The sequence below is a fragment of the Streptomyces sp. NPDC001858 genome, assembly GCF_053594615.1.
In genome coordinates this window covers 24,744-46,190 of the sequence record NZ_JBSFEV010000022.1, presented here as the reverse complement: position 1 = coordinate 46,190, position 21,447 = coordinate 24,744, and the positions used below count along the sequence as shown (strand labels likewise).

The 21,447-nt window shown below is 69.4% G+C and carries 23 protein-coding genes and 1 pseudogene; 10 read left to right on the top strand and 14 right to left on the bottom strand.

The features are described 5' to 3' along the window. Positions 1-52: 52 nt before the first annotated feature. From ACWCPF_RS27440 to ACWCPF_RS27425, 4 genes are read left to right on the top strand one after another with little or no spacing between them, the layout of a single operon-like run. Positions 53-1,201 (top strand): acyl-CoA dehydrogenase family protein, encoded by a 1,149-nt coding sequence (locus ACWCPF_RS27440; RefSeq protein WP_451047764.1) that lies wholly within the window; start codon positions 53-55, stop codon positions 1,199-1,201. A 10-nt stretch (positions 1,202-1,211) separates the two neighbouring features. Then, positions 1,212-1,979, top strand: coding sequence for an SDR family NAD(P)-dependent oxidoreductase (locus tag ACWCPF_RS27435; RefSeq protein WP_451047763.1), 768 nt, complete (start codon positions 1,212-1,214; stop codon positions 1,977-1,979). Continuing rightward, a complete protein-coding gene (locus tag ACWCPF_RS27430) occupies positions 1,976-3,154 on the top strand; it encodes an acyl-CoA dehydrogenase family protein (RefSeq protein ID WP_451047762.1) in 1,179 nt (392 codons plus the stop codon). The genes ACWCPF_RS27435 and ACWCPF_RS27430 overlap by 4 nt, the downstream gene beginning before the upstream one ends. Beyond that, the gene (locus ACWCPF_RS27425; protein WP_451047761.1) at positions 3,151-4,134 is read left to right on the top strand and encodes an NADPH:quinone oxidoreductase family protein; all 984 of its coding nucleotides are present in this window, start codon (positions 3,151-3,153) and stop codon (positions 4,132-4,134) included. The genes ACWCPF_RS27430 and ACWCPF_RS27425 overlap by 4 nt, the downstream gene beginning before the upstream one ends. A 7-nt stretch (positions 4,135-4,141) precedes the next feature. On the opposite strand, the gene ACWCPF_RS27420 is transcribed toward ACWCPF_RS27425, so the two are convergent. Continuing rightward, entirely contained in the window at positions 4,142-5,005 is an 864-nt protein-coding gene (locus ACWCPF_RS27420; protein WP_451047760.1) for a mycofactocin-coupled SDR family oxidoreductase, read from the bottom strand. Between the two features lie 178 nt (positions 5,006-5,183). On the opposite strand from ACWCPF_RS27420, the gene ACWCPF_RS27415 reads away from it, so the two are divergent. From ACWCPF_RS27415 to ACWCPF_RS27400, 4 genes are read left to right on the top strand one after another with little or no spacing between them, the layout of a single operon-like run. After that, positions 5,184-6,329, top strand: a complete 1,146-nt coding sequence (locus ACWCPF_RS27415) for an amidohydrolase family protein (RefSeq protein WP_451047759.1) — start codon at positions 5,184-5,186, stop codon at positions 6,327-6,329. Next, a complete protein-coding gene (locus ACWCPF_RS27410) occupies positions 6,326-6,553 on the top strand; it encodes a hypothetical protein (RefSeq protein ID WP_451047758.1) in 228 nt (75 codons plus the stop codon). Before ACWCPF_RS27415 ends, ACWCPF_RS27410 begins: the two co-directional genes overlap by 4 nt. A 2-nt stretch (positions 6,554-6,555) precedes the next feature. Continuing rightward, complete coding sequence (locus ACWCPF_RS27405) at positions 6,556-7,368, top strand: mycofactocin-coupled SDR family oxidoreductase (RefSeq protein WP_451047757.1); 813 nt, start codon at positions 6,556-6,558, stop codon at positions 7,366-7,368. A 16-nt stretch (positions 7,369-7,384) separates the two neighbouring features. Then, positions 7,385-7,573: a ferredoxin gene (locus tag ACWCPF_RS27400; protein WP_451047756.1), complete on the top strand. Its 189-nt coding sequence runs from the start codon at positions 7,385-7,387 to the stop codon at positions 7,571-7,573. A gap of 58 nt (positions 7,574-7,631) precedes the next feature. On the opposite strand, the gene ACWCPF_RS27395 is transcribed toward ACWCPF_RS27400, so the two are convergent. Further along, the gene (locus tag ACWCPF_RS27395) at positions 7,632-8,504 is read right to left on the bottom strand and encodes a VOC family protein (protein WP_451047755.1); all 873 of its coding nucleotides are present in this window, start codon (positions 8,502-8,504) and stop codon (positions 7,632-7,634) included. Positions 8,505-8,639: 135 nt separating this feature from the next. Here ACWCPF_RS27395 and ACWCPF_RS27390 point away from each other — a divergent pair, with 135 nt between their 5' ends. Then, positions 8,640-9,500: an alpha/beta fold hydrolase gene (locus ACWCPF_RS27390; RefSeq protein ID WP_451047754.1), complete on the top strand. Its 861-nt coding sequence runs from the start codon at positions 8,640-8,642 to the stop codon at positions 9,498-9,500. A 97-nt stretch (positions 9,501-9,597) separates the two neighbouring features. Here the strand turns inward: ACWCPF_RS27390 and ACWCPF_RS27385 are convergent, their stop codons facing one another. From ACWCPF_RS27385 to ACWCPF_RS27375, 3 genes are read right to left on the bottom strand one after another with little or no spacing between them, the layout of a single operon-like run. Next, positions 9,598-11,109: a hypothetical protein gene (locus ACWCPF_RS27385; protein WP_451047753.1), complete on the bottom strand. Its 1,512-nt coding sequence runs from the start codon at positions 11,107-11,109 to the stop codon at positions 9,598-9,600. A gap of 38 nt (positions 11,110-11,147) precedes the next feature. Then, the gene (locus ACWCPF_RS27380; protein ID WP_451047752.1) at positions 11,148-11,504 is read right to left on the bottom strand and encodes a hypothetical protein; all 357 of its coding nucleotides are present in this window, start codon (positions 11,502-11,504) and stop codon (positions 11,148-11,150) included. Next, positions 11,465-11,770 (bottom strand): hypothetical protein, encoded by a 306-nt coding sequence (locus tag ACWCPF_RS27375; RefSeq protein ID WP_451047866.1) that lies wholly within the window; start codon positions 11,768-11,770, stop codon positions 11,465-11,467. Before ACWCPF_RS27375 ends, ACWCPF_RS27380 begins: the two co-directional genes overlap by 40 nt. Here ACWCPF_RS27375 and ACWCPF_RS27370 point away from each other — a divergent pair. Next, positions 11,712-11,836, top strand: a pseudogene (locus tag ACWCPF_RS27370) (bifunctional 5,10-methylene-tetrahydrofolate dehydrogenase/5,10-methylene-tetrahydrofolate cyclohydrolase); the annotation flags it as partial. The gene ACWCPF_RS27375 and the pseudogene ACWCPF_RS27370 overlap by 59 nt on opposite strands. An 8-nt stretch (positions 11,837-11,844) precedes the next feature. On the opposite strand, the gene ACWCPF_RS27365 reads toward ACWCPF_RS27370, so the two are convergent. The 9 genes from ACWCPF_RS27365 to ACWCPF_RS27325 form a co-directional block, all read right to left on the bottom strand. Next, the gene (locus ACWCPF_RS27365) at positions 11,845-13,143 is read right to left on the bottom strand and encodes an aldehyde dehydrogenase family protein (RefSeq protein WP_451047751.1); all 1,299 of its coding nucleotides are present in this window, start codon (positions 13,141-13,143) and stop codon (positions 11,845-11,847) included. Next, complete coding sequence (locus ACWCPF_RS27360; protein ID WP_451047750.1) at positions 13,140-13,466, bottom strand: SDR family oxidoreductase; 327 nt, start codon at positions 13,464-13,466, stop codon at positions 13,140-13,142. The genes ACWCPF_RS27365 and ACWCPF_RS27360 overlap by 4 nt, the downstream gene beginning before the upstream one ends. After that, complete coding sequence (locus tag ACWCPF_RS27355) at positions 13,432-13,647, bottom strand: hypothetical protein (protein WP_451047749.1); 216 nt, start codon at positions 13,645-13,647, stop codon at positions 13,432-13,434. Before ACWCPF_RS27355 ends, ACWCPF_RS27360 begins: the two co-directional genes overlap by 35 nt. A gap of 9 nt (positions 13,648-13,656) precedes the next feature. Further along, positions 13,657-13,827 (bottom strand): hypothetical protein, encoded by a 171-nt coding sequence (locus ACWCPF_RS27350; RefSeq protein ID WP_451047748.1) that lies wholly within the window; start codon positions 13,825-13,827, stop codon positions 13,657-13,659. A gap of 96 nt (positions 13,828-13,923) precedes the next feature. Next, on the bottom strand, positions 13,924-14,076 hold the full coding sequence (locus ACWCPF_RS27345) for a hypothetical protein (RefSeq protein ID WP_451047747.1): 153 nt from the start codon (positions 14,074-14,076) through the stop codon (positions 13,924-13,926). A gap of 158 nt (positions 14,077-14,234) precedes the next feature. Then, complete coding sequence (locus ACWCPF_RS27340) at positions 14,235-14,966, bottom strand: ABC transporter ATP-binding protein (protein WP_451047746.1); 732 nt, start codon at positions 14,964-14,966, stop codon at positions 14,235-14,237. Continuing rightward, positions 14,963-17,743, bottom strand: a complete 2,781-nt coding sequence (locus ACWCPF_RS27335; protein WP_451047745.1) for an ABC transporter permease subunit — start codon at positions 17,741-17,743, stop codon at positions 14,963-14,965. The genes ACWCPF_RS27340 and ACWCPF_RS27335 overlap by 4 nt, the downstream gene beginning before the upstream one ends. A 30-nt stretch (positions 17,744-17,773) precedes the next feature. Beyond that, positions 17,774-19,042: an ABC transporter substrate-binding protein gene (locus ACWCPF_RS27330; RefSeq protein WP_451047744.1), complete on the bottom strand. Its 1,269-nt coding sequence runs from the start codon at positions 19,040-19,042 to the stop codon at positions 17,774-17,776. Positions 19,043-19,787: 745 nt separating this feature from the next. Next, the gene (locus ACWCPF_RS27325; protein WP_451047743.1) at positions 19,788-21,431 is read right to left on the bottom strand and encodes an FAD-dependent oxidoreductase; all 1,644 of its coding nucleotides are present in this window, start codon (positions 21,429-21,431) and stop codon (positions 19,788-19,790) included. Between the last annotated feature and the right edge of the window lie 16 nt (positions 21,432-21,447).

Genomic DNA, 21,447 nt, shown 5'->3' with positions numbered 1-21,447 from the left:
CCGGAGAGGGTAATTACGTATACTGAATAGGGTCAAGGTCGAAGGAGATCCGATGCGCCGGACCCTGTTCGAAGAGACCCACGAGGACTTCCGCCTGCTGGTCCGGGACTTCCTCGCCCGTGAAGTGCTTCCGGTGTACGAGGACTGGCGGCGCGCCGGTCTCGTCCCGCGTGACCTGTTCACCGCGCTCGGCAAGCTCGGCATCATCGGCACGGCCCTGCCGGAGGAGTACGGCGGGGGCGGCCAGGAGGACTACCGCTTCAACGTCGTCATCCAGGAGGAGTGCGCCCGCGTCGGGGTCACCCTGGGCGGCCTGCGGACGCATCTCGACATCGTCGTCCCGTACTTCACGGGCCTCGCCACCGCCGAGCAGCGTGCGCGCTGGTTCCCGGGACTGGCCTCGGGCGAGTTGTACACCGCGATCGCGATGAGCGAACCCGGCACGGGCTCCGACCTCGCGGGCATCACGACCCGAGCCGTCCGCGACGGCGACCACTACGTACTCGACGGCGCCAAGACCTTCATCACCGGCGGCCACCACGCCGACCTGGTGATCGTCGTGGCCCGTACCGCCGCCGACCCGGACGACCGGCGGGCCGGCCTGTCCCTGCTGGTGGTGGAGAAGGACATGCCCGGGTACACGGTCGGGCGCAGGCTGGAGAAGATCGGCCTGGCCGTCCAGGACACCGTGGAACTGTCCTTCGCCGGCGTCCGCGTGCCCGTCGCCAACCTCCTAGGCGAGGAGGGCGGCGCGTTCACCCATCTCGGCCGCAACCTGGCCCAGGAACGGCTGGCCATCGCGGTCGGCGCCGTCGCCCAGGCCCGCGCCGCGATCGAGCTGACCGTCGCCTATGTCCGCGACCGGACGGTGTTCGGCAAGCCGGTCGCCCACTTCCAGAACACCAAGTTCGAACTGGCCGCCATGGCCACGGAGCTGGCGGCCGCGACGGCGTTGCTGGACGCGGCGATCACGGCGCTCGTCGACGGCGGACTCAGCCCCGTCGACGCCGCGAAGACCAAGTTGTTCTGCACGGAGACGCAGGGCCGGGTCGTCGACCGCTGTCTCCAATTGCACGGCGGCTACGGCTACATCCTCGAATCGCCGATCGCCCGGCTGTACGCGGACGCCCGGGCGACCCGTATCTACGGCGGCACCAGCGAGGTCATGAAGACCATCATCAGCAAGTCCCTGGGCCTGTGAGGAGTTTGATGTGAACATCGACGGTGCCTCGGCACTGGTCACCGGCGGCGCCTCCGGACTCGGACTCGCGACCGCCCGTCGGCTCGTCGAGCGCGGCGGCCGCGTCGTCCTGGCGGACATCTCCGAGGAACAGGGCGTCAAGGCGGTGGCCGACCTGGGCGACGCCGCGCGCTTCGTCCACGCCGACGTCACCGACGAGGCCGCGGTCGACGCCGCCCTCGACGCCGCCCAGGAACTCGGCACGCTGCGCTGCGTCGTGCACTGCGCGGGGCGCGGCGGCGACCGGACCCGGATCATCGACCGGGACCGGACCCCCGGCGAACTCGCCACCTTCGCCGAGGTCGTCCGGGTCAACCTGATCGGCACCTACAACGTCCTGCGCCTCGCCGCCGCCCGCCTCTCCGGCAACGACGTGGTCGACGGCGACCGCGGCGCCGTCGTCCTGACCGCCTCGGTCGCCGCCTTCGACGGCCAGATCGGCCAGACCTCCTACACCGCCGCCAAGGCCGGGGTGCACGGCATCACCCTCGTCGCCGCCCGCGATCTGGCCAGCTGGCAGATCCGGGTGAACACCATCGCCCCGGGCGTCATGGAGACCCCCATGCTCGGCCGGCTGCGCGAGGACATCCGCGACGGGCTCGCCGCGTCCGTCCCCCACCCCAAACGCCTCGGCCACCCGGACGACTTCGCCCGTCTCGTCGTCGAGATGCTGGAGAACCCCTACCTCAACGGCCAGACCGTCCGCCTCGACGGCGCCATCCGCATGGCACCGCGATGACAGCCACCGCGACCGACGAACAGTTCCGTGCCGACCTGCGCGCCTTCCTGACGGAGCAGCACCCCGGCCGACGCCCCAGGGACCCCGCCGAGCGTCTCGCCTGGCAGAAGAAATGGCTCGCCACGCTGTACGACGCCGGATACGCCGGCCCGAGCTGGCCGCGCGCGTACGGCGGCATGGACCTGTCCTTCGCCCGCCAGGTCGGCTACCAGGAGGAGTACGCGCGCGCCCGGGTCCCCGGACCCCTGGGCACCGGACTCGGCATCGCCGCCCCCACCCTCATCACCTACGGCACGACAGAGCAGAAGGAACGCTTCCTGCGGCCCATGCTGCGCGGCGACACCGTCTGGGCACAGGGCTACTCCGAACCGGAGGCGGGCTCGGACCTCCCCGCACTGCGCACGACGGCACACCGCGCGGGCGCGGAGTACATCGTCAACGGGCAGAAGGTGTGGACCAGTTCCGCCGACATCGCCGACATCCTCTTCACGCTGGTGCGCACCGGCCCTCCCGACTCCCGCCAGGACGGCATCAGTTACCTCCTGATCGACGTCCACGCCCCCGGCGTGACCGTGCGCCCGCTGCGGGACCTGACCGGGGAGGCCCACTTCTGCGAGATCTTCCTCGACGACGTAAGGGTGCCGTTGGCCGACCGGATCGGGGCGGAGAACGGCGGCTGGCCGCTGGTCCGCACGAGCCTCGGCCATGAACGCGCGGCCGGCGCGATGAACCAGGCGGCCCGGTACCGGCGCGTGCTCGACGAACTGATCGAGCTGGCACGCGAACGCGGCGCGACGGCGGACCCCTTGGTGCGCGACCGGCTCGCGGACTTCGAGATCCGGGTGTCGATCATGCGGCTCACCGGGATGCGGACCATCGCCGACATCATGGCGAAGGGCGAACCCGGTCCCGCCTCCTCGACCGCACGGCTCTTCATCGCGACGTTCGAGCAGGAACTGCACGAGTTCGCCCTGGAGTTGCTCGGGCCGTACGCACTCCTGGGCCGACGCGATCCGCACGCCGTCCAGCGCGGCCGCTGGGTCTGGGGCTTCCTGCGCACCCGTGCCTCGACGATCGGCGCGGGCACCGCCGAGATCCAGCGCAACACCATCGCCGAGCAGGTGCTGGGTCTGCCCCGGGACCCGGCGATGCCGACCGCCGGGAGGGCGCGATGAGAGCCGCACGCTGCACGGAGTACGGGCCGCCGGGCTCCCTCTCGGTCGTCGAGCTCGACGACCCCGAACCCGGCCAGGGGGAGGTCCTGGTCCGGGTGCACGCCGCCGCGGTGAACTTCCCCGACGTCCTGCTCGTGGCCGACCGCTACCAACTGCCCGCGCCCCTGCCGTTCACGCCCGGCAGCGAGTTCGCCGGAGTCGTGGCCGCGCTGGGGCCGGGGGTGACGGGCCCTCCCGTGGGCTCACCCGTGGCCGGGGCGGTGCTGACGGGCGCCTTCGCCGAGCAGGTGGTGGTGCCCGTGTCCGGTCTGCGCCCCGTCCCCGACGGACTCGACATGGTCCATGCCGCCGCGTTCCACGTGACCTACGCGACCGCCTACCACGCCCTGACCACCGTGGGGCGGGGCGAGGCGGGGGAGTGGGCCGCCGTGCTCGGGGCCGCGGGCGGCGTCGGGTCCGCGGCCGTCGACGTCGCGACCCGGCTCGGGATGCGCGTGGTCGCGGCGGCGTCGAGCCAGGAACGGATCGCGGTCGCCCGCAAGCTGGGCGCGCAGGCGGGCGTCGACTACACCCGCGAGGACCTGAAGACCGGCATCCGGGAAGCGACCGGCGGCGAGGGCGCCCACCTCGTGGTCGACCCGGTGGGCGGCGACCATGCGGAGGCCGCCCTGCGCGCACTGCGCCGGGGCGGCCGGTTCGTCACCGTGGGCTACGCCGACGGGAAGATCCCGCGGATCCCGCTGAACCTGGTGCTGCTCAAGGATGCGGTCGTACGCGGCTTCGAGATCCGCATGCTGCGCCGGTACGCCCCGGACGCGGTGGCGGCCGGCGACCGGGCGCTCGCCGGGATGGTCCGGGACGGCATGCGCCCGCTCGTCTCCCGCGTCCACCCCCTCGCCGACGTGGCGTCCGCCCTGACCGACGTGGCGGAACGCCGCACGACCGGGAAGGTCGTCCTCGACATGACCGGCGGGGCGTGAACGCCCGTCAGAACGTGGGGAGTTGTGGACGCCGCTTGACGTAACCGGCGGCGTCCACCCGCATCTGCATGCCAGTGACGTAGCGGGACTCGTCGGAGACGAGGAACAGGACCATGTCGGCGATGTCCTCGGGTTCGACATAGGGGATGCCGAAACCGGTCGTCGCGGGGAAGGAGGGCAGCGCGTCCTCGCGGCTCGGGTTCTCCAGGTCGGGCCGGAACGAGCGGTACATGAGATCGCTGTTGAGCATGTCGGTGTTGACGTTCGTCGGGTGCAGCGCGTTGACCCGGATCCGCCGGGACGCGAGGACCGTCGCCAAGTCATGGACGAACGCGGCGACTTGGCGCTTGGCGAACGAATAGCCCAGCCCGCCGGGCCCGTTGGCCGGATTGTCGGTCGTCGCCGGGATCAGCCCGGCGATGGACCCCGTCGCGACGATCGAGGCGCCGTCGGGCAGCTGCGGCAGCGCCGCGTCCACCGCGTGGACCACGCCGTTGAAGTCGACGGTGATCGCGTCGAGGAAGGCCTGCGCGGACTGCCCGGGCCCCAACGGGCAGATACCTGCCTGAGCGACCACGGCGTCCAGGCGGCCCAGTTCGGCCACACCGTCGGCCACGGCGGCCTTGAGCGCCGCGGGATCGCGTACGTCGGCCTTCCGGGCGACGATGCGCCGGCCGAGCTTCTCGACCTGGCGCACGGTTTCGTCCAGGTCGTCCGCGGTGGCCAGCGGGTAGCCGTTGGTGGCGATGTCCTCGCAGAGGTCGACGGCGATGATGTCGGCGCCCTCCGCGGCGAGCCGGACCGCCTGGGCCCGGCCCTGTCCGCGCGCGGCCCCGGTGATGAAGACGACCTTGTCCTGCACTCGACCCATGGGGTCTCCTTCCGTCACATAAAAGAGTAGCCTGAATAGAGTGTCATGGAGTTGGTTCGTCGCCCATGATCCGCGCAGACCAGTGGGTCTTGGTGCCGCGCCTCCCATTCAGTGGGATGCGTTCAGTGCACGCAATCGACCTGCTGCTAGAGAGTCTCCGAGACCGAGGGAGCGCACGATGCCGTTGCAGCCATGGATGAAGTTGCTGTCGACCGACGACCATCTGATCGAACCCCCGCGCCTGTGGTCGGACCGACTGCCGGCCAGGCTCCGGGAGGCGGGCCCGCGGATCGTCGAACAGTCGCGCGGGGAGGGCAAGGCGCCCGCCGAGGTATGGGTCTACGAGGACCGGGTCTACCCCTACATCGGCCTGAACGCCGTCGCGGGAAAGAAGCCGGAGGAGTTCGGCCTGGAACCGACGCGCTACGACGAGATGATCCCGGGCTGCTACGACCCGAAGGCCCGCCTGCGCGACATGGACCTCGACGGGGTGTGGGGCGCCCTGTGCTTCCCGTCCTTCCCCGGGTTCGCGGGCACTGTCTTCCTGGAGGGCAAGGACCGCGAGCTGGCCCGGCTGTGCGTCCAGGCGTGGAACGACTTCGTACTGGACGAATGGTGCGCCACCGCCCCCGGCCGGCTCATCCCCCTGGTCGTCCTGCCGCTGTGGGACGTCGAGGCCTGCGTCGCCGAGATCCACCGGACCGCCGCCAAGGGCGCCAAGGCGATCTCCTTCCCGGAGAACCCGGCCCCGCGCGGCCTGCCTTCCTTCCACACCGACCACTGGGACCCCGTGTTCTCGGCGGCCGAGGAGACCGGGCTGCCGCTGTGCCTGCACTTCGGCACCTCGGGCAAACCGCCCGTCACCGCCCCGGAGGCCCCGTTCGCCGTGACGATCGCCCTGTTCGGCTGCAACGCCATGTTCGCCACCGCCGACCTGCTGTTCTCCCCGGTGCTGCACAAGCACCCCAAGCTCAAGATCGGGCTGTCCGAGGGCGGCATCGGCTGGATCCCGTATCTGCTGGAGCGCAGCGACGGCACCTGGGAGCGGCACCGCTTCTACCAGAACGTCAACCAGAGCGTGCGGCCCTCGGAGCTGTTCCACCGGCACTTCCACGGCTGTTTCATCGACGACCGGTTCGGCGTGGAGGTCCGCCACCACGTCGGCATCGACAAGATCACCTGGGAGTGCGACTACCCGCACTCCGACTCGTACTGGCCCAAGAGCCGCGCCTACGCCGCCGAGGTGCTCGCCGACGTGCCCGACGACGAGGTGCACCAGATCGTGGAACTCAACACCCGCCGCCTCTACAACCTCCCCGCATGAACCGCCGCCCGGAGTCCGAGCGGTCCGACTGGACCGACCTGGACCTGCTCACCCGCGAAGAGGCCCACGGCCGCCTCCGCGCGGAGATCACCGAGACGGACGCACGCCTCGCCGCGCTCGGCGACGCCGACAGGGCCGAACGCGAGCTCCTGCGGACCCGGCTGCGTGCTCTTCGCGAGGCCGCCGACGAACTGACCGACCACAACCCGGAAGAGCCGAGGTAGCCATGGGGCGTGTGGAGGGCAAGGTTGCGCTCATCACGGGAGCGGCCCGCGGACAGGGCCGCTCCCACGCCGTACGACTCGCGGAGGAGGGCGCGGACGTCGTCGTCACGGACGTCTGCCACGACATCAGCGCCGAGCTGCCCTACTCGCTGGCGTCGAAGGAACAGCTTCAGGAGACCGCGGAGCTGGTCAGGGCGACGGGCCGGCGCTGCGTCGCCGTACCGGCCGATGTCCGCTCGATCGCCGAGCTGCGGGCCGCCGTCGACGCGGCGCGCGAGGAGTTCGGCCGGCTCGACGTGGTCGTCGCCAACGCCGGCGTCATGAGCATCGGCGCCGCCTGGGAACTGTCCGAGGAGGCCTGGGACGTCGTCGTCGACGTCAACCTCAAGGGCGCGTGGAACACGGCACGGGCTGCGATCCCCTGGATGATCGAGGCCGCGGCGGGCGGTTCGATCGTCATCACCAGCTCGGCGGCCGGCATCCGCGGCCATGTGCCCTACGCCCACTACGTGGCCGCCAAACACGGGGTGGTCGGTCTGATGAAGGCCCTCTCCAACGAACTCGCCCCGCACCGCATCCGGGTGAACACCGTTCACCCCACCGGCGTCAGCGACACGGGCATCACCGTCGGCGTGCCGGTCGAGGAACTCGCTGCGCGGGAGCCGCTGTTCGCCCTGGCCGCGATGAACCCCCTCGCCCCCTATGTCGAGCCGCGGGACGTGTCGAACGCCGTCCTGTTCCTCGCCTCCGACGAGGCGCGGTACGTCACGGGCCTCCAGTTCACCGTCGACGCCGGGTCGACCAACAAGCCGTAGAACGGAGTCGGGCCGTATGAAGATCACCATCGACACGTCCTCGTGCTCCGGGCACGCCCGGTGCGCCGCGGCGGCGCCGGGGCTCTTCCGCCTCGACGACGACGGCTATGCGCTGCCCTTCGCCGGGGAGGTCCCGGAAGGTCGCGAACAGGCGGCCCATGACGGGGAGTCGGCCTGCCCGGAACGGGCGATCACCGTCGAATGACACGACTGAGCCCCACGGTCCGAAACCGTGGGGCTCAGTCGTTCCCCCGCTCGCCCACTCAGCCGGCCGGCTGAGGCGGTGGCGTGAAGTGGTGGCCCCAGAACGCGCCGTCCGTGATCTCGTAGACGGGCACCGGCTCCGGGACCTTCAGGCCGTTCCAGCCGAACTCGACGGCGTAGTTCTCCGGCGACCAGACGTAGAACGACACCATGTGGTCGTTGGTGTGCTTACCGAGCGAGTGCATCATCGGCACCTCGTACTTGGCGGCCCGGTCCAGGGCCCGCCCCACGTCGTCCAGGGTCGCGCCCTCGACCATGAAGTGCAGCAGCCGCCCGGGACCCGGCATCGGTGTGACACCGAGGGTGTGGTGGCGCGGGTTGCAGCCCATGAACCAGGTCGTGCCGCCGGGCGAGCGCATCGTGTTGCGCTCGATGAAACCGAGGACGTTGACATAGAAGTCGAACGTGCCGCGCGCGTCCTCGGCGGAGATGATGGCGTGTCCGAAGCCCATGTCGCCGGTGACGAACTTCGACACCAGCGGGGTGTGCACGGGCACATGGTCCAGGACGGCGCCGTAGAACAGCTCGACCGGGTTGCCGCCCGGGTCGTTGAACTTGACGAAGCCCGTGACCTTCCGCTCCGCCGCCTCGGCCTCGGTGCCGGCCGTCACCTTGATGCCGGCCTTCTCGACGTCCGCGACCAGCCGCGCCAGCTCCCGCTCGTCGAGGACCTCGAAGCCCAGGGCCGTCATCCCGGGCTGCGCGCCCGCGGAGACCACGATCCGGGCCGGAAGGTCGTCCATCCGGAACGACAGCGACTCCGAGTCGCCGCCCTCGACGGGCATCAGACCGAGGAAGTCGACTCCGAACGTCTTCCACTTGTCGAGGTCGTTGGACTCCAGACGCAGGTACCCGAGTGAGCGAACACCCATCAGGCCCTCCCCTCACAATCGGTGGTATCGGTACGTCCGCGACGGTAGACAGCCGGGACCGCCCGCCGCCGGGACCGTCCCACTGATCGGGAGACGTACGGCGACGAGCCCCGCGCGGGTGCGACGGTGACCGTCATGACACTCAGCTACGAGGACACCCTGCGCGAACTCCCCACCGACGACGGCACGTTGCGCTACCACGAGGCGGGCGACGGACCCCCGCTGCTCCTGCTGCACGGGTCGGGGCCGGGCGTCACCGGCTGGCGCAACTACCGGAGCAACCTGCCCGTTCTCGCCGAGCACTTCCGCTGCCTGGTCCTGGAGTTCCCCGGCTTCGGGGTGAGCGATCCGACGGCCGAGAACCCCATGGCGGCCGGCCCGAAGGCCGTCCTGCGCTTCCTCGACGGCCTCGGGCTCGACCGGGTCGACGTCATCGGGAACTCCATGGGCGGGTTCGTCGCGGTCGGGCTCGCGGTCGCCCACAAAGATCTGTTCCGCAGGGTCGTGACCATCGGCGGAGTCGGCCGCAACATCCTCTCCCCGGCGCCCAGCGAAGGGCTGAACCTGCTGATGGAGTTCGCCGAGAACCCCACTCGGGACAACCTTGTGCAATGGCTGCGCGCGATGGTCCACGATCCGGCCCTGCTCACCGAGGAACTGGTCGAGGAGCGGTGGGCGAGCGCCACCGAGCCTCGGACGCTGGAAGCGTCCCGCCGGATCTACGGCCGGCAGGCGATGGCCGCGATCTTGGCCGCCCAGGCCCACTCCGACCAGCCCGTCTGGGCCGCGCTGCACAAGGTCGCCGCACCCACGCTGCTGACCTGGGGCCGCGACGACCGGGTCACACCGCTGGAGAACGCCCTGCTGCCCCTGCGCACGATTCCCCGGGCCGAGTTGCATGTGCTGCCCGACTGCGGGCACTGGGCGATGATCGAGCAGAAGGAGGCCTGGGAGAGCACGGTACTGGCGTTCCTGACCCGCCCGGAGACCTCCTGAGCACGGTCCGCCGCTGCGAAGCGATCCCCCGGGCACGGTGACGCCGCACCGCGCCCGGCCACGGAATCGCCTGATGAACAGCGGAACCGAGGCTGAGCTACACAAGTGCGATGAGGAAGTCGCCCTGTCTCAGAAGAATAGGCATGCCGTGGACGGAATGGGCCTCGCGTTCCGCGAGTTCGACCTGTTCGTGCTCCAAGCCGAGCGCGCTTGCGAGGAAGTGAACATCGGATCTACGCATACTGAAGGTGTTGGCTATTCCGATGGCGGCAATAGCTGTGAGATTATCGACGTCTCCTTTGAGGAGTGTGAGGATACCCCGCTGGCGGAGGCACGGTATCACGAGAGCGCGAATTTCTTCCGATAGATGAATAGTTGCTGTCTGCTCCCAGATCTCGGCTATAACAGAGCGGCCGCTTTCTTGGAGGTGCCAGCGCCAGATATCGAAAGCCGGCCGCCTGATTGCTTTTTGGAAGGACGACTCCAGCATACTTCCGATGGAGCGGCGGACCTTGGTGAATTGAGCGTGCGCACGAAGACGAGCTTTGATCTCCGGGGAGCAGTCTCCCCAGTTGGCCACCTCGGACGCCTCGCCGGCTCTTGTGTCCCAAATGCTCAGCACCATCTCGCCGGAAGAGAAGAGGATGCTTTGCGTCTCCGACTCGCACACAGAAAATGTGCTGCGATCGTAGAGGGTGTTTATGCGGAGCGCCTTCACGGCCTCGGAGATCTGATCCCCGGACAGGTTGGGAACGTGATCAAGGTGTTCGTCCAGAACCCGCTGCAGGAGGGCATTTGCCCGGTCCAGATCATTATTGCTGATGTGTAGGCCGGCGTACATTCCGTAACCGCCTTTCCTGTCTCCGGCTCGCCACTCATGGACCGTCCGGTTCAGGTCACATGTGAGGAAGGTATTGATTCGTTGGCGAACGCGGTCGGCGATCGCATTGGCGACATCCACCCCGTGCACCGCCGGGTCCAACACGGCATTCACCAAACCGGCGTCCAGATAGAACCAGGAGCGCAGAAAACTAAGGAAGAGCTCTGCGTCCTCCAGTAGCTCGCATCGACCACGCGCGTTGTTCCAGAGTGCTTTAACAGCAAGATAGCCGAGGAGGTAGCCGTCATCCGGCTGTGCAGGCTTCGCCAGTAGGTCTGCCTTGCGATCGCAGAAATGTGGTACCCGTCGGGCAAGTTGCAGCGTATCCGCAACGATTTCGCTGTGCTCTCCCTGATTCCGGCTAGGGATGCCAAAGCATGCAAGAACAGCCTGGTAGAGCGGAGACATGGTTTTCGCCTTGCCAGGACGGAAGTCATATTCAGCGAATAGCGCGATCCCCTCCGACAAGGGTCGCAGCAAGTAGCTGGCCGCCCAGTAGCGGATGAGGTCGTCGGCTACCGCAGAGGCAACTTCGCGGCGGCTCAGGTCGCCAAGGAACGCGCGCTCACGTGCCCCCATGTACAGCCCCGCCAAGGTCGTGCCGACCAGAGAATCGAAACACCAGTGGTGGGTGAACTCGTGAAGAAACACGGGTACAACCGGATTCGCCGTAACAGAGCGATCATGCAACCATGCGCGGTACTCCCCGGCGTCCAGACCTGCGAGCATGGACTCATTGGTAATGGCGTCGACCCAGCTTCGAGAGGTCACAAAAGGCCGGTTATCTCGGGGGGAAGCTCAACACCCGTACCACTGGAGCTTTTTTTCAGGGTGGACACCTTGTACTCGATCTCTGTACCGTCCGGGTGCTTTATGTGGAGGGACGTGTGATGGCTGAGCCTATTTCGATTCTTCGCCAGCCACACCGAGATGGCCGCGACAGCAGGCGGCCCAATTTGGATCAGGGCCTCGACGAGAGATTGATCGCCATGCTGTTCCGCTTTCAATTCCCCGTCGGCGGATCGGATCTGAACCGTGGAGTCCGAGCCGATCGACCGGGTCAGGGACTCGGCTTGAAGAGTGGTCAAACCTGAGAGGCGCAACTGTTCGGCACGTAAGCCCATGGTGCCAGTCTTCCCGCCGAACTCACTGCGGGCAAGGTTCCTGGCAGTGATCCCGCGATGGCATCCGACAGCAGGACCCCGGGCTGGTCGGCCTGCGACATCGCCGGGCTGTTGAGCGCGGCAGGAAGTGGGCAAACCGTCGATTCATGGGGCTGCCGCAGCCGCAGGAACAGCAGATCGGTACCTGCCTGACCGTGTAGCGCACCTGTGGCGGCGCATTCCTTCGCCGCGATGTGCTTCGCGCTGACGGGCTTCGTGTCCTGCACCCCGGGCGGGATCATGCGGTTGCTCTGGAGGCGTACGACGCCGAACTCGCCGGCAAGCAGCTCGTCACGAGCCGTTACTGCGGCTCGATGATCGACACGGTTTTGTAGCGCAGGAACTCGTCGATGCCGGCTCGGCCGCCCTCCTTGCCGTAGCCGCTGACCCCGAGGCCGCCGAAGGGCGTGTGCGGGAGGTTCTGCCGCGCCCCGTTGACATAGACGCCACCGGACTTCAGACGTTCCGCGATCCGGTGGACGCGGGTGAGGTTCGTCGACTGGACGTTGGCGCCGAGGCCGTACTCCGTGTTGTTGGCGAGGGCGACCGCCTCGTCCTCGGTCGAGAACCTGAAGATCAGCAGCACGGGGCCGAAGATCTCCGTCTGCGCGATCTCGTGGTCCGGGTCGACGTCGACGATGACCGTGGGCTCGACGAAGTTCTTGTCGGCGAGGTCACCACCGGCCCGGTTGCCGCCGAGCACGATCCGGCCGGCCTTGTCCTGCCTGGCGCGGTCGAGCATCCCGCAGACCCGCTCGACGGCGGCCTCGTTGATGAGCGGCCCCACCTTGACCGCGGGATCGAACGGATCGCCCATCCGGTACGTCGCGGCGACCGCGGTGACACGTTCGACCACCGCGTCGTAGACGTCCGAGTGCACGATCAGCCGGGTCGGCAGCACACAGCCCTGGCCTGCCAGGATCCCGATGCTGTCCCGTACGGCACGGCTCGCCACCGCATCCAGGTCGCCCGCGTCGGGAAAGACGAGGCTGCCCGTCTTCCCGCCGAGTTCGAGCACGGCGGGCTTGAGCTGTTCGGCGCAGGCGTGCATGATGCTGCGCGCCGCGACGGGTCCGCCGGTGAAGCTCACCTTCTCCACCTTGGGATGGCGCACCAGTGCCTCCCCGGCCTCCGCGCCGCCGCTGAGGATGCTGCAGACGCCGTCCGGCACGCCTGCCTCCCGCAGCAACCGGCCGTACAGGTACGGCGCGAAGGGGGTGAACTCCGATGGCTTGACGACGACGCAGTTGCCCGCGGCCAGCGCCGGGACGACCTTCATCCCCAGCGAGACGACGGGGCCGTTCCAGGTGACGATGACGCCGACGACGCCGTACGGCTCGGGCGCGGTGTAAGAGAGGTATCCGCGGGTGTCGAGCGTCGAGAGCAGTTCGCCGGACAGTTTGTCGGCCCACCCGGCGTAGTAGCGCGTCCAGCCGATCGAGTTGTCGACGATCCGCAGGCCGAAGTGGGTCGGGATGCCGCCGTCGAGCGCCTGGAGGTCGACGAGCTCCTGACGGTGTTCGTCCAGCAGGTCGGCGAAACGCGTCAGGACGTCACGCCGTGCCTCCGGCGTCCAGCGGCGCCAGGCCTGCGCTGTCAACGGACGCTGAACCCTGCGTCGAGCGGGAGTTGGATACCGGTGACGAAAGCGGCCTGATCGGACACCAACCAGGCGACGGCGTTGGCGATGTCCTCAGCCTGGAGGATGTCGATCGGGAGGGCGTTCTTCATCTCACTCAGCGGGTTCTTCTCGCCCCGCGCGGCCTGCGCGTGGAGTTCCTCCATGGCCGCGTTCTGCGTCATGCCCGACACCACACCGGTGGGGTGGATGGTGTTGACCCTGATGCTCTCGCCCGCGTACTCGGTGGCGAGGTTCTGCCGTCCCCGCTCAGACCGCGACGTTGCCGGTGTGGAGCCGGGCAAGTCGCACCCCCTCCTTCGGCGTCGCTGCCTCGACGTTCCACTCCCCGCAGGAGCACCAGCACCGGTAACGGTCGCCGTCGGGAACGATGGCCTGGCCGTCACAGGAACCTCCGCTGTTCGCCACGCTCGCCAGGAATTCGAGCGGCTTCTCCTCCAGCGCGCTCTCGTGGTCGTCGCCCATGCCTCACTCCTACTCGGCGTCGGCCGCCACGCGGAACACGGGCAACAGCCAGCCATCGGTGATCGGATGGAAGTCGACGGTCAACTCCAGCCCGATCCGTACGTTCTCGGGTTCGACGTCGATGACATTGGTGACGAGCCTCGCCCCAGGCGCGTCCGGCAGTTCGACGACGGCGGGCACCAGGGTCACCTCCGGCAGGCCCGGCTACTTCGCCGACGGGGCCGACCGTCAAGACTTTCTGAGATGTGAGCATTACCTTTTACGGTCGGCCGGCGGTCAGGGCTGACCGGGCTTGAGGACGATGAACAGCCCCTCCGCCTCGGCGCAGAGCACTCCGCCGTGGCGGATCTCGGCCCGCAGAACCCGCTTCCTGCCCTCCTCGCTCACGAACCACCCGTGGACGTCGAGTTCGACTCCGATCGGAGTCACCGACCGGTAGTCGGTGTGCAGATAGGCGGTGCGGGCCCGGCTGCGGCCTCCGGAGCCCGAGAGCTTCGTTCCGTTTCCGTGTCGCGATTCCTCCAGCGATCCCTCCGTACCCGAGCCACCTGATGAGTATCCTCATTGTGGAGATCCTGGAAGGTCGGTCACGGCACGGGCTCGGGTGCCTGCTCGCCGAGGTAGGCCCGCTCCAGCAGCCCGGGGTCCGCCGCGAGTCTGGCCGCCGGTCCGCTCAGCACCGTTTCGCCGTGCACCAGGACCACCGCGTGGTCCGCCGTCTCCAGGGCCGGCCGCACATGCTGTTCGACGAGCACGACCGCCGTGCCGGAGTCCGCGGCGATCCGCCGGACGACCGGCAGCAGCTCCTCGACGATCACCGGCGCCAGCCCCATGCTGAGCTCGTCGATGAGCAGCACGCGCGGGTCCTGGATCATGGCCCGGCCCAGGGCCAGCATCTGCTGTTCCCCGCCGGAGAGCATCCCGGCCGCCGTCTTCAGCCGCTTCGCCAGCGCCGGAAAGAAGTCGAGCACCTGGTCCACGGTGCTGCCGTGTCGTCGACGGGCGAGCGTCAGGTTGTCCCGAACGGTCAGCTGGGTGAACAGCGACCGGTCGTCGGGGACCAGGACCAGCCCCCTCCGGGCGACCTCACGGGCCCGCCCGCTGCGGATCGGCCGGCCGTCGAGGGTGACCGTCCCGCCCAGGCGCGGCAGCAGGCCCGCCAGCGTGAGCAACAGGGTCGTCTTCCCGGCGCCGTTGGGCCCCAGCAAGGCGGTGACCTGGCCGGGGAACAGCTTCAGATCGAGCGCCCGCACCACGGGCCGCCCCTTGGTGTAGCCCGCGTCGACACCTTCGCAGTCCAGAAGTTCCCGACCGGTCACTGGACGACCTCCCCGCGCACCCGCTCCGAATCGACCCCGGCCGCACCGAGGTAGGCGGTGGCGACCCGCGGATCCGCCTTGATCTCGGCGGGAGTTCCGTCCGCGATCACCTTCCCGAGGTCCAGCACGACGATCCGGTCGCAGACGTCGAGCACCAACCCCATGTCGTGGTCGATCAGCAGGACCGTCATTCCCGCGCCGCGGACGGCACGCAGCCGATCGCCCAGCCACCGGCTCTCGGAGCTGTCCAGGCCGGCCGCGGGCTCGTCGAGGAGCAGCATCCGGGGACGCCCGGCCAGGGCGCGCGCGATCGACACCAACTGCCGTCTGCCCTGGGACAGTTCACGCGCCGGCTGGTTCCGGAACCGGCTCAGGTGCAGCGTCTCGAACAGCCGGTCGCGCAGCTCCGGTCCCTCCAGGGTGCCGACGTGGTCACCGCCGTGCCGGGCCGCGGCCTCCCCGACCAGCACGTTCTCCTCCACGCTGAGGTCCTCGTAGAGTTCGATGCCCTGGAAGGTGCGTCCGATGCCCGCCCGGCACCGCTGATGCGGCTTCAGCGACGAGATCGGGCGACCGTCGAACTCGACCGTCCCCGTGCTGCGGTGGTATCCGCTGATCGCGTCGAGCAGGGTGGTCTTCCCGGCCCCGTTCGGGCCGATCACACCGACGATCTCGCCTGACCGGACGTCGAAAGACACCGAATCCACCGCCGTCACGCCGCCGTAGCGCACCCCGATGTCGCGCAGCGAGAGCACCACCTCGCCCGGTTCGGGAACCGGCGGGCGGACGGACGGCCCTGTCCCGGTCAGCGTCTCGGCATCCCGGTCGTCGACGACGGCGGGTCGGCGTCTGCTGCGCAGCCTGTCCATCAGCTCGTGCACCGGGCCGACGATGCCTTCCGGGTTGGTGATCACGGTGAGCACCATGCCGATGCCCATGATGACGCCGTACCACTCGCCCATCGACAACGCCCTGTCCAGCAGAATGGGCAGCAGGCCTCCGGCACCCATCACCCCGGCCACCAGCCCGCCGGACAGGGCGGTGATGCCCGCCAGATACGCCGTGGCGAACAACCCCAGACCGCCGATCGCGGTGAACATCTCGGCGTCGGCGACGGTCTGCTGGTAGCCCACCAGAGCACCCCCGAGCCCGGCGACGAACGCTCCGATCGCGAAGGCGACGATCTTCGTCCGGGCGACGTCGATCCCGGCCGCGGCGGCCGACCGCTCGTTGGCCCGCACGGCCAGCATCGCCGCACCCAGCCGACTGCGGCGCAGCCACGCCACTCCCAGGCCGACCAGCAACAGCACCGCCAGACACAGCAACGCGAACGGGATGCGCGGATAGTCCTCTCCGGCGCCGATGCCGAGGTCGATCCCGAACAGGCGCGGCGCGGGGACCTTCGAGCCGTCCAGGCCGCCGTTGAGTTCGGTGTTGCGGAACCAGAAGGCCTCCAGAGCCACCGCCAGCGCGACCGTGACCACCGCCGCCGGCAGACCCCGGATCCGCAGGGCGGGAAGCCCGATCACCACACCGATCACCATCGCGGCCGAGGCCGCCAGCAACGGGGCGAGCGGGAAGGGGACCCCCCACGCCACGCTCAGCTTGCTGAGGCTGAACGCGCCGACCCCCGCCAGGGTCAGCTGCGCCAGCGAGATCTGGCCTGCGAACCCGGTGACGACCACCAGCGACAGCGAGACCACCGCCAGGGTCAGGGAGGTGATCACCGCGGCGCGGATGCTGCCGCGGGTGGCGAGAAGGACGACGACGGCCAGGGCCGTACTCACGAGAGCCGGGACCAGGATGCGGTCGGGCCGCGGTGCGCGGCCCAGCGCCTGCTGGATCAACGAGCCGCGGGTGGGCAGTGGCCGCCCGCGGACCACGAGGTAGGCCAGGATGACGGCCAGCGGCACCAGTTGCGCCAGACCGGCCTGAGGCAGCCACGACCACTTGCCTTGCAGGAACTGGAGTTCGGACTGCAGCATGCCGATGACCAGTCCGGCTCCCACGGCCGGGATCACCGCGGTGAAGTTGCCCACCAGCGCCGCCGCGAGGGCCGGCACGATGAACAGCGTGTAGGAGACCGGGACCAGGGGCACGATGGGCGCGATCAGGATGCCGGACAGACCGGCGATGGCGGAGCTCAACGCCCAGTTCGCCACCGCGATCCGCTCCGGCGACATCCCGCTGACCAGAGCGCCCTTCTCCGATTCCGCCGCCGCCCTGGCCGCCAGGCCGAACCGGGTCAGCCGGAACACCAGCGCCAGGGCGACGGTGAGCACCACGACGACCGCCGCGAACCACAGCCGGTCGCCGGGGATGCGCGACCCACCCCAGTCCACCGGGTCGTTGGGCAGAATGGCCTTGACCGAGACCTGTGCGGTACCCACCCGCGCGGCGAGCACCGCCTGGATCACCAGCATCACCCCGATCGAGGCGACGGCCTTCGCGACGGGCGGCGCGGACCGCAACTGCCGGAAGACCAGCCCGTACAGCAGCGCTCCCAACAGCGCGGCGAGCACCAGCGAGACCGTCATCGCCGGGACGAGCCCCAGCGGCCCGCCGAGCCCGACCGTGGTCGGCAGGCCCGGTATCGGCACCAGCAACTCACCCCGGCGCAGAAACGCGTACGTGTACGCGCTGTACAGCGCGATCGCCCCGGTGGCGAAGTTGACCACCCCGGAACTGCGGTAGGTCAGTACCAGCGCCAGCGCCAGCGCGCCGAACACCGCCCCGCTCCCCACTCCCAGCAACAGAAACACGATGTACTGGCTCATCGGCGAGACCGTTCCTTCCGGCTGTTCCGACTACCGCGCGAACAACGGACTGGGATCGATGACCCGGACCTCGTCCAGCTTGCCGCCGGACATCGTGCCGCTGATCACCTTCGCCGAACAGGCCGACTTCATCCCCGGTACCGCCGAGGAGTCACAGGTGAAGGTGGATCCGTGGCCCACGGGCAGCACGACGTCCTTGGCGGAGCGCAGAGCGGCGGCGATCGTCTTCGGCGTGACCTCGCCGGTCAGGCCGTGCAGCGCACGCACCAGACCGAGCACGCCTTGGTATCCGACCGCCGCGTAACCCTGGGTCGGTGTGTCAGGGCTGTACCGCTTCATCACCTGGCGATAGAGCTGGGCCTCCATGTGGTCACTGGCCGAGTCGAACCCGCTGAACACCTGAGCGCCGTCCAAGCCCGCGCCCACGGCGTCGACGACCTCCGGGGCCACACAGGACTGCACGAGCTCCCGCGGGGTGTCGCCGCCGAGCGTGCCCAGCGCCTGGAGCACGGAGGTGCACACGGTCGACTCGCCGATGACGGCGACGGCATCGGGTTTCTTCGCCAGCGCCGCACTGACCTGAGGCGACGCGTCCGGCGTACCGGCCGCTATCGTCACGAGCTGCAGGTCGATGCCGGCCTTGGCGAAGAACGGCTTGCCGATGGCCTCCATACCGCTCACCGCGGCCGGCACGTCGATCACGAACGCGGCGACCTTCTTGTACCCCTTCTCCTTCGAGTACGCGGCCATCGCCGTCATGTTCGCCGGGAAACCGCCCGTCCAGGAGAAGGAGTCGGCGCTGGTGGCCTCAGCGTTGCTGGCGCCGACAGCGGTTGCCCAGGGAATGCCGGCCTGGGTCACGATCGGCACCATGGAGTCACCCAGACCGCTGCTGGTCAGGACCACCGCGTCGACCTTCTGCTCGACCATCTGGTTCGCGCAGTCCCGTGCCGTCGCCGGCTCCTCCTTCGTCTTGCAGATCACGAACTCGATCGGCCTGCCCGCGATCCCGCCGAGGTGGTCATTGGCGTACTTCCGGGCCGCCTCGGCGGCCTCCCTGTTCTCGGGCTGGCTGGTGTTGGCACCGCCCTCATTGGTGATCAGGCCGATCCTGACCGGCTCGCCGGTGGCTTCCTTGCCCGCGAACGCGCTCGCCAGCGCCGTCGGTATCGCCGTGCCGGCGGTGGCGGCGACGTCACCACCGCCTCCGCATCCAGCCAGCAGGACCGCGGTGGCGGTGAGGGCGACCGATGCGCGTGACCGGCGCGAGGAGAGGACTTGTCTGACCGACTCGATCATGTGTGCTTCCCAAGATGTCGGCGAGCGCCGGGCACTCGCTGCGATCAGCGATCGGCTGCGCAGCGGGAGTCACGGCCACGCTGCCGTCTGAGAAAGTGAAGAGAGAGCCGCGAACGGAATCCGAAGGGCACATGGGCCAGGCGCTGCGGCAGACCGTGCCGACCGATGGGGCGAGAACCTCACGACCGGCGGTGTGGGTGACGCGGTCCCACGGAGTGGGTCACCCGATCGTTCGGATCGGTAAGGGGTTCGTCGTCCCGTCACTCCGCTCGACGTGCATCGGTCGGTGCACTCTGACCGCCTCCTTGTCGAGTTCGCTTGGATCCCGCCTGCGCAGGACACGGCCATCGCGTGCCACGAGGCGTCGACGGTTGGGGCTCGTGCTGGGGGGCGGCTCACTTGCGAAGCTGCGCGAACGGAGTCGGTCTGCCGACAGAAGGGAGAGTGGCCGTAACGCAGAAGAGTATACGTAATTGCCGCGGCGTGGAACCCGTCGAACACGCCCTGATGTGGCTCTCGCTCCCACAAGTACTGGCTGCTGCCGCGTAACGCCCATGGACGGAAGAGCCTCAATGCCTGAAATGAGGGTCCGGAATTCCTGCGCCCGGCCGAGTGTCCCGGCGGGCGCGCCGCCGGACGGCCCGCACCACGTCCTCGTGCAGCTCACTCTGGACACCGAACCCCGGGAGGCCGCCGCAGCGGTGTGCCCGGGACCCCTGCTCGTGTCCCGGGCACAGCCATGACGTCAGCCCGCGGCCCCCGCGATGTCCGTAGCCGCGGCCCCCGCGATGTCCGTCGCCCCCACGATGTCCAGTACCGCGAGGTAGGAGAAGGCGAGGCTGGAACCGATCGGGGTTCCCGCGCCCGGGTACACGCGTCCCGACATCGCCGCCGCGGTGTTGCCGCTCGCGTACAGTCCGGCGATCGGGCGGCCGTCGGGCCGCAGCACCCGCGCGTGGTCGTCGGTCTTCAGACCGCCCTTGGTGCCGATGTCGGACGGAAGGATGGTCGCGACGTAGTACGGCGGGGTGTCGATCGGCAGCAGCAGCGGGTTCGGCCAGTCGGGCGTGGGCGGCGCCGGGAAGCTCAGCTCGGGCAGGGCGGGGAAGCCCAGCACATGGTGAGCCATCCGGTCCCAGGGCGTCTCGCCGCGATGGAACTTCTCGTCGACCCCGGTGTGCGCGTAGCCGTTGAACTCCTCGATCGTCTCGCGCAGGGCCTCGAACGGGACGTCGATCAGCTTCGCCAGTTCCTCCAGGGTGTCGGCCTTCCTGAGCGCGCCCGAGGCGAACCACTCGGGGCGGACCGGCTGGTCGGCCGGGCCGCCGAAGCTGTCCCGGTCGAGCTGCCGCTGGTCGAATATCCAGTGGGCGGGGATGTGCGAGACGCCCGTGGTCGTGTGAAGCCGCACGATCTCGCGCCCGGCCTGGTCGTAGGGCCGTGTCTCGTTGACGAAGCGTTCGCCCGCCGCGTTGACCCAGATCCCGCCCCGGGTGCCCGTGTGGAAGACCGGGAGACCGTCCGGCCACACGAGACCCGGCACGTACCAGGCCTCGTCGAGCAGTTCGGTGGCGGCGCCGATCGCGACACCGGCCTGGAGCGCGTCGCCGGTGTTGCCGGGGGCGCCGTGGGTCCACTCGCCGGCGCGCGCGATCGGCAGGTGCTTCTCCCGGAGCTCGCGGTTGCGCTCGAAGCCGCCGGCCGCCAGGATCACACCCCGCTCGGCGCGGAACGTGACCCGTTCGCCGTCGCTCACCGCCACCACGCCGACGACCCGGCCGTCCTCCACGACGAGGCTCTCCAGCGCGGTGTCGAGCCGGAGCGTTCCGTTGCCGGTCTCCAGGAACGCCGCCAACGCCCTGCCGATCAGCGCACGGCCGCCGTTGAACACCGGACCCTGGTCCACGCCCCATCGCTCCATCGACAGGGGTTCGCGCACCAGTGGGGCGTGCTCTCCCAGCTCGGCCACGGGAATCTCCTGCGGGAAGACGGTGTGTCCGGCCGGGGAGGAGCCGGGGGCCGCCGCGTAGTACTCCGGCACGGGGCCGTACACGAACGACCCGAACCACTCGTTCCGCTCCAGCTCGTCGATCAGCCGCGCGCCGGCCCGCAGATAGGCGTCCTGGAGGGACTCCCGAGAAGGGTCGTCCACGAGAGCGCGCAGATAGGCCCGGGCGCCTTCGACACCGTCGTCCGCCCCGGCCCGCCGCAGCGGCGCGGAGCCCGGAAACCAGAGTCCGGCGCCGGAGTAGGCGGTCGTGCCCCCCACCCGGTCGGTCTTCTCGACGACGAGCGTGCGCAAGCCCCGCGATGCCGCCGCATACGCCCCGACCAGACCTCCGCCCGACCCCACGACGATCACGTCGTAGGCATCCTCGTTGATGCTCATCCGAACCTCCTCATGA

Coding starts and splice junctions, on each gene's coding strand:
- ACWCPF_RS27440 (WP_451047764.1), top strand. CDS start 53: ATGCGCCGGACCCTGTTCGAAGAGACCCACGAGGACTTCCGCCTGCTG.
- ACWCPF_RS27430 (WP_451047762.1), top strand. CDS start 1,976: ATGACAGCCACCGCGACCGACGAACAGTTCCGTGCCGACCTGCGCGCC.
- ACWCPF_RS27425 (WP_451047761.1), top strand. CDS start 3,151: ATGAGAGCCGCACGCTGCACGGAGTACGGGCCGCCGGGCTCCCTCTCG.
- ACWCPF_RS27420 (WP_451047760.1), bottom strand. CDS start 5,005: ATGGGTCGAGTGCAGGACAAGGTCGTCTTCATCACCGGGGCCGCGCGC.
- ACWCPF_RS27415 (WP_451047759.1), top strand. CDS start 5,184: ATGCCGTTGCAGCCATGGATGAAGTTGCTGTCGACCGACGACCATCTG.
- ACWCPF_RS27410 (WP_451047758.1), top strand. CDS start 6,326: ATGAACCGCCGCCCGGAGTCCGAGCGGTCCGACTGGACCGACCTGGAC.
- ACWCPF_RS27405 (WP_451047757.1), top strand. CDS start 6,556: ATGGGGCGTGTGGAGGGCAAGGTTGCGCTCATCACGGGAGCGGCCCGC.
- ACWCPF_RS27400 (WP_451047756.1), top strand. CDS start 7,385: ATGAAGATCACCATCGACACGTCCTCGTGCTCCGGGCACGCCCGGTGC.
- ACWCPF_RS27395 (WP_451047755.1), bottom strand. CDS start 8,504: ATGGGTGTTCGCTCACTCGGGTACCTGCGTCTGGAGTCCAACGACCTC.
- ACWCPF_RS27390 (WP_451047754.1), top strand. CDS start 8,640: ATGACACTCAGCTACGAGGACACCCTGCGCGAACTCCCCACCGACGAC.
- ACWCPF_RS27385 (WP_451047753.1), bottom strand. CDS start 11,109: ATGCTCGCAGGTCTGGACGCCGGGGAGTACCGCGCATGGTTGCATGAT.
- ACWCPF_RS27380 (WP_451047752.1), bottom strand. CDS start 11,504: ATGGGCTTACGTGCCGAACAGTTGCGCCTCTCAGGTTTGACCACTCTT.
- ACWCPF_RS27355 (WP_451047749.1), bottom strand. CDS start 13,647: ATGGGCGACGACCACGAGAGCGCGCTGGAGGAGAAGCCGCTCGAATTC.
- ACWCPF_RS27335 (WP_451047745.1), bottom strand. CDS start 17,743: ATGAGCCAGTACATCGTGTTTCTGTTGCTGGGAGTGGGGAGCGGGGCG.
- ACWCPF_RS27330 (WP_451047744.1), bottom strand. CDS start 19,042: ATGATCGAGTCGGTCAGACAAGTCCTCTCCTCGCGCCGGTCACGCGCA.
- ACWCPF_RS27325 (WP_451047743.1), bottom strand. CDS start 21,431: ATGAGCATCAACGAGGATGCCTACGACGTGATCGTCGTGGGGTCGGGC.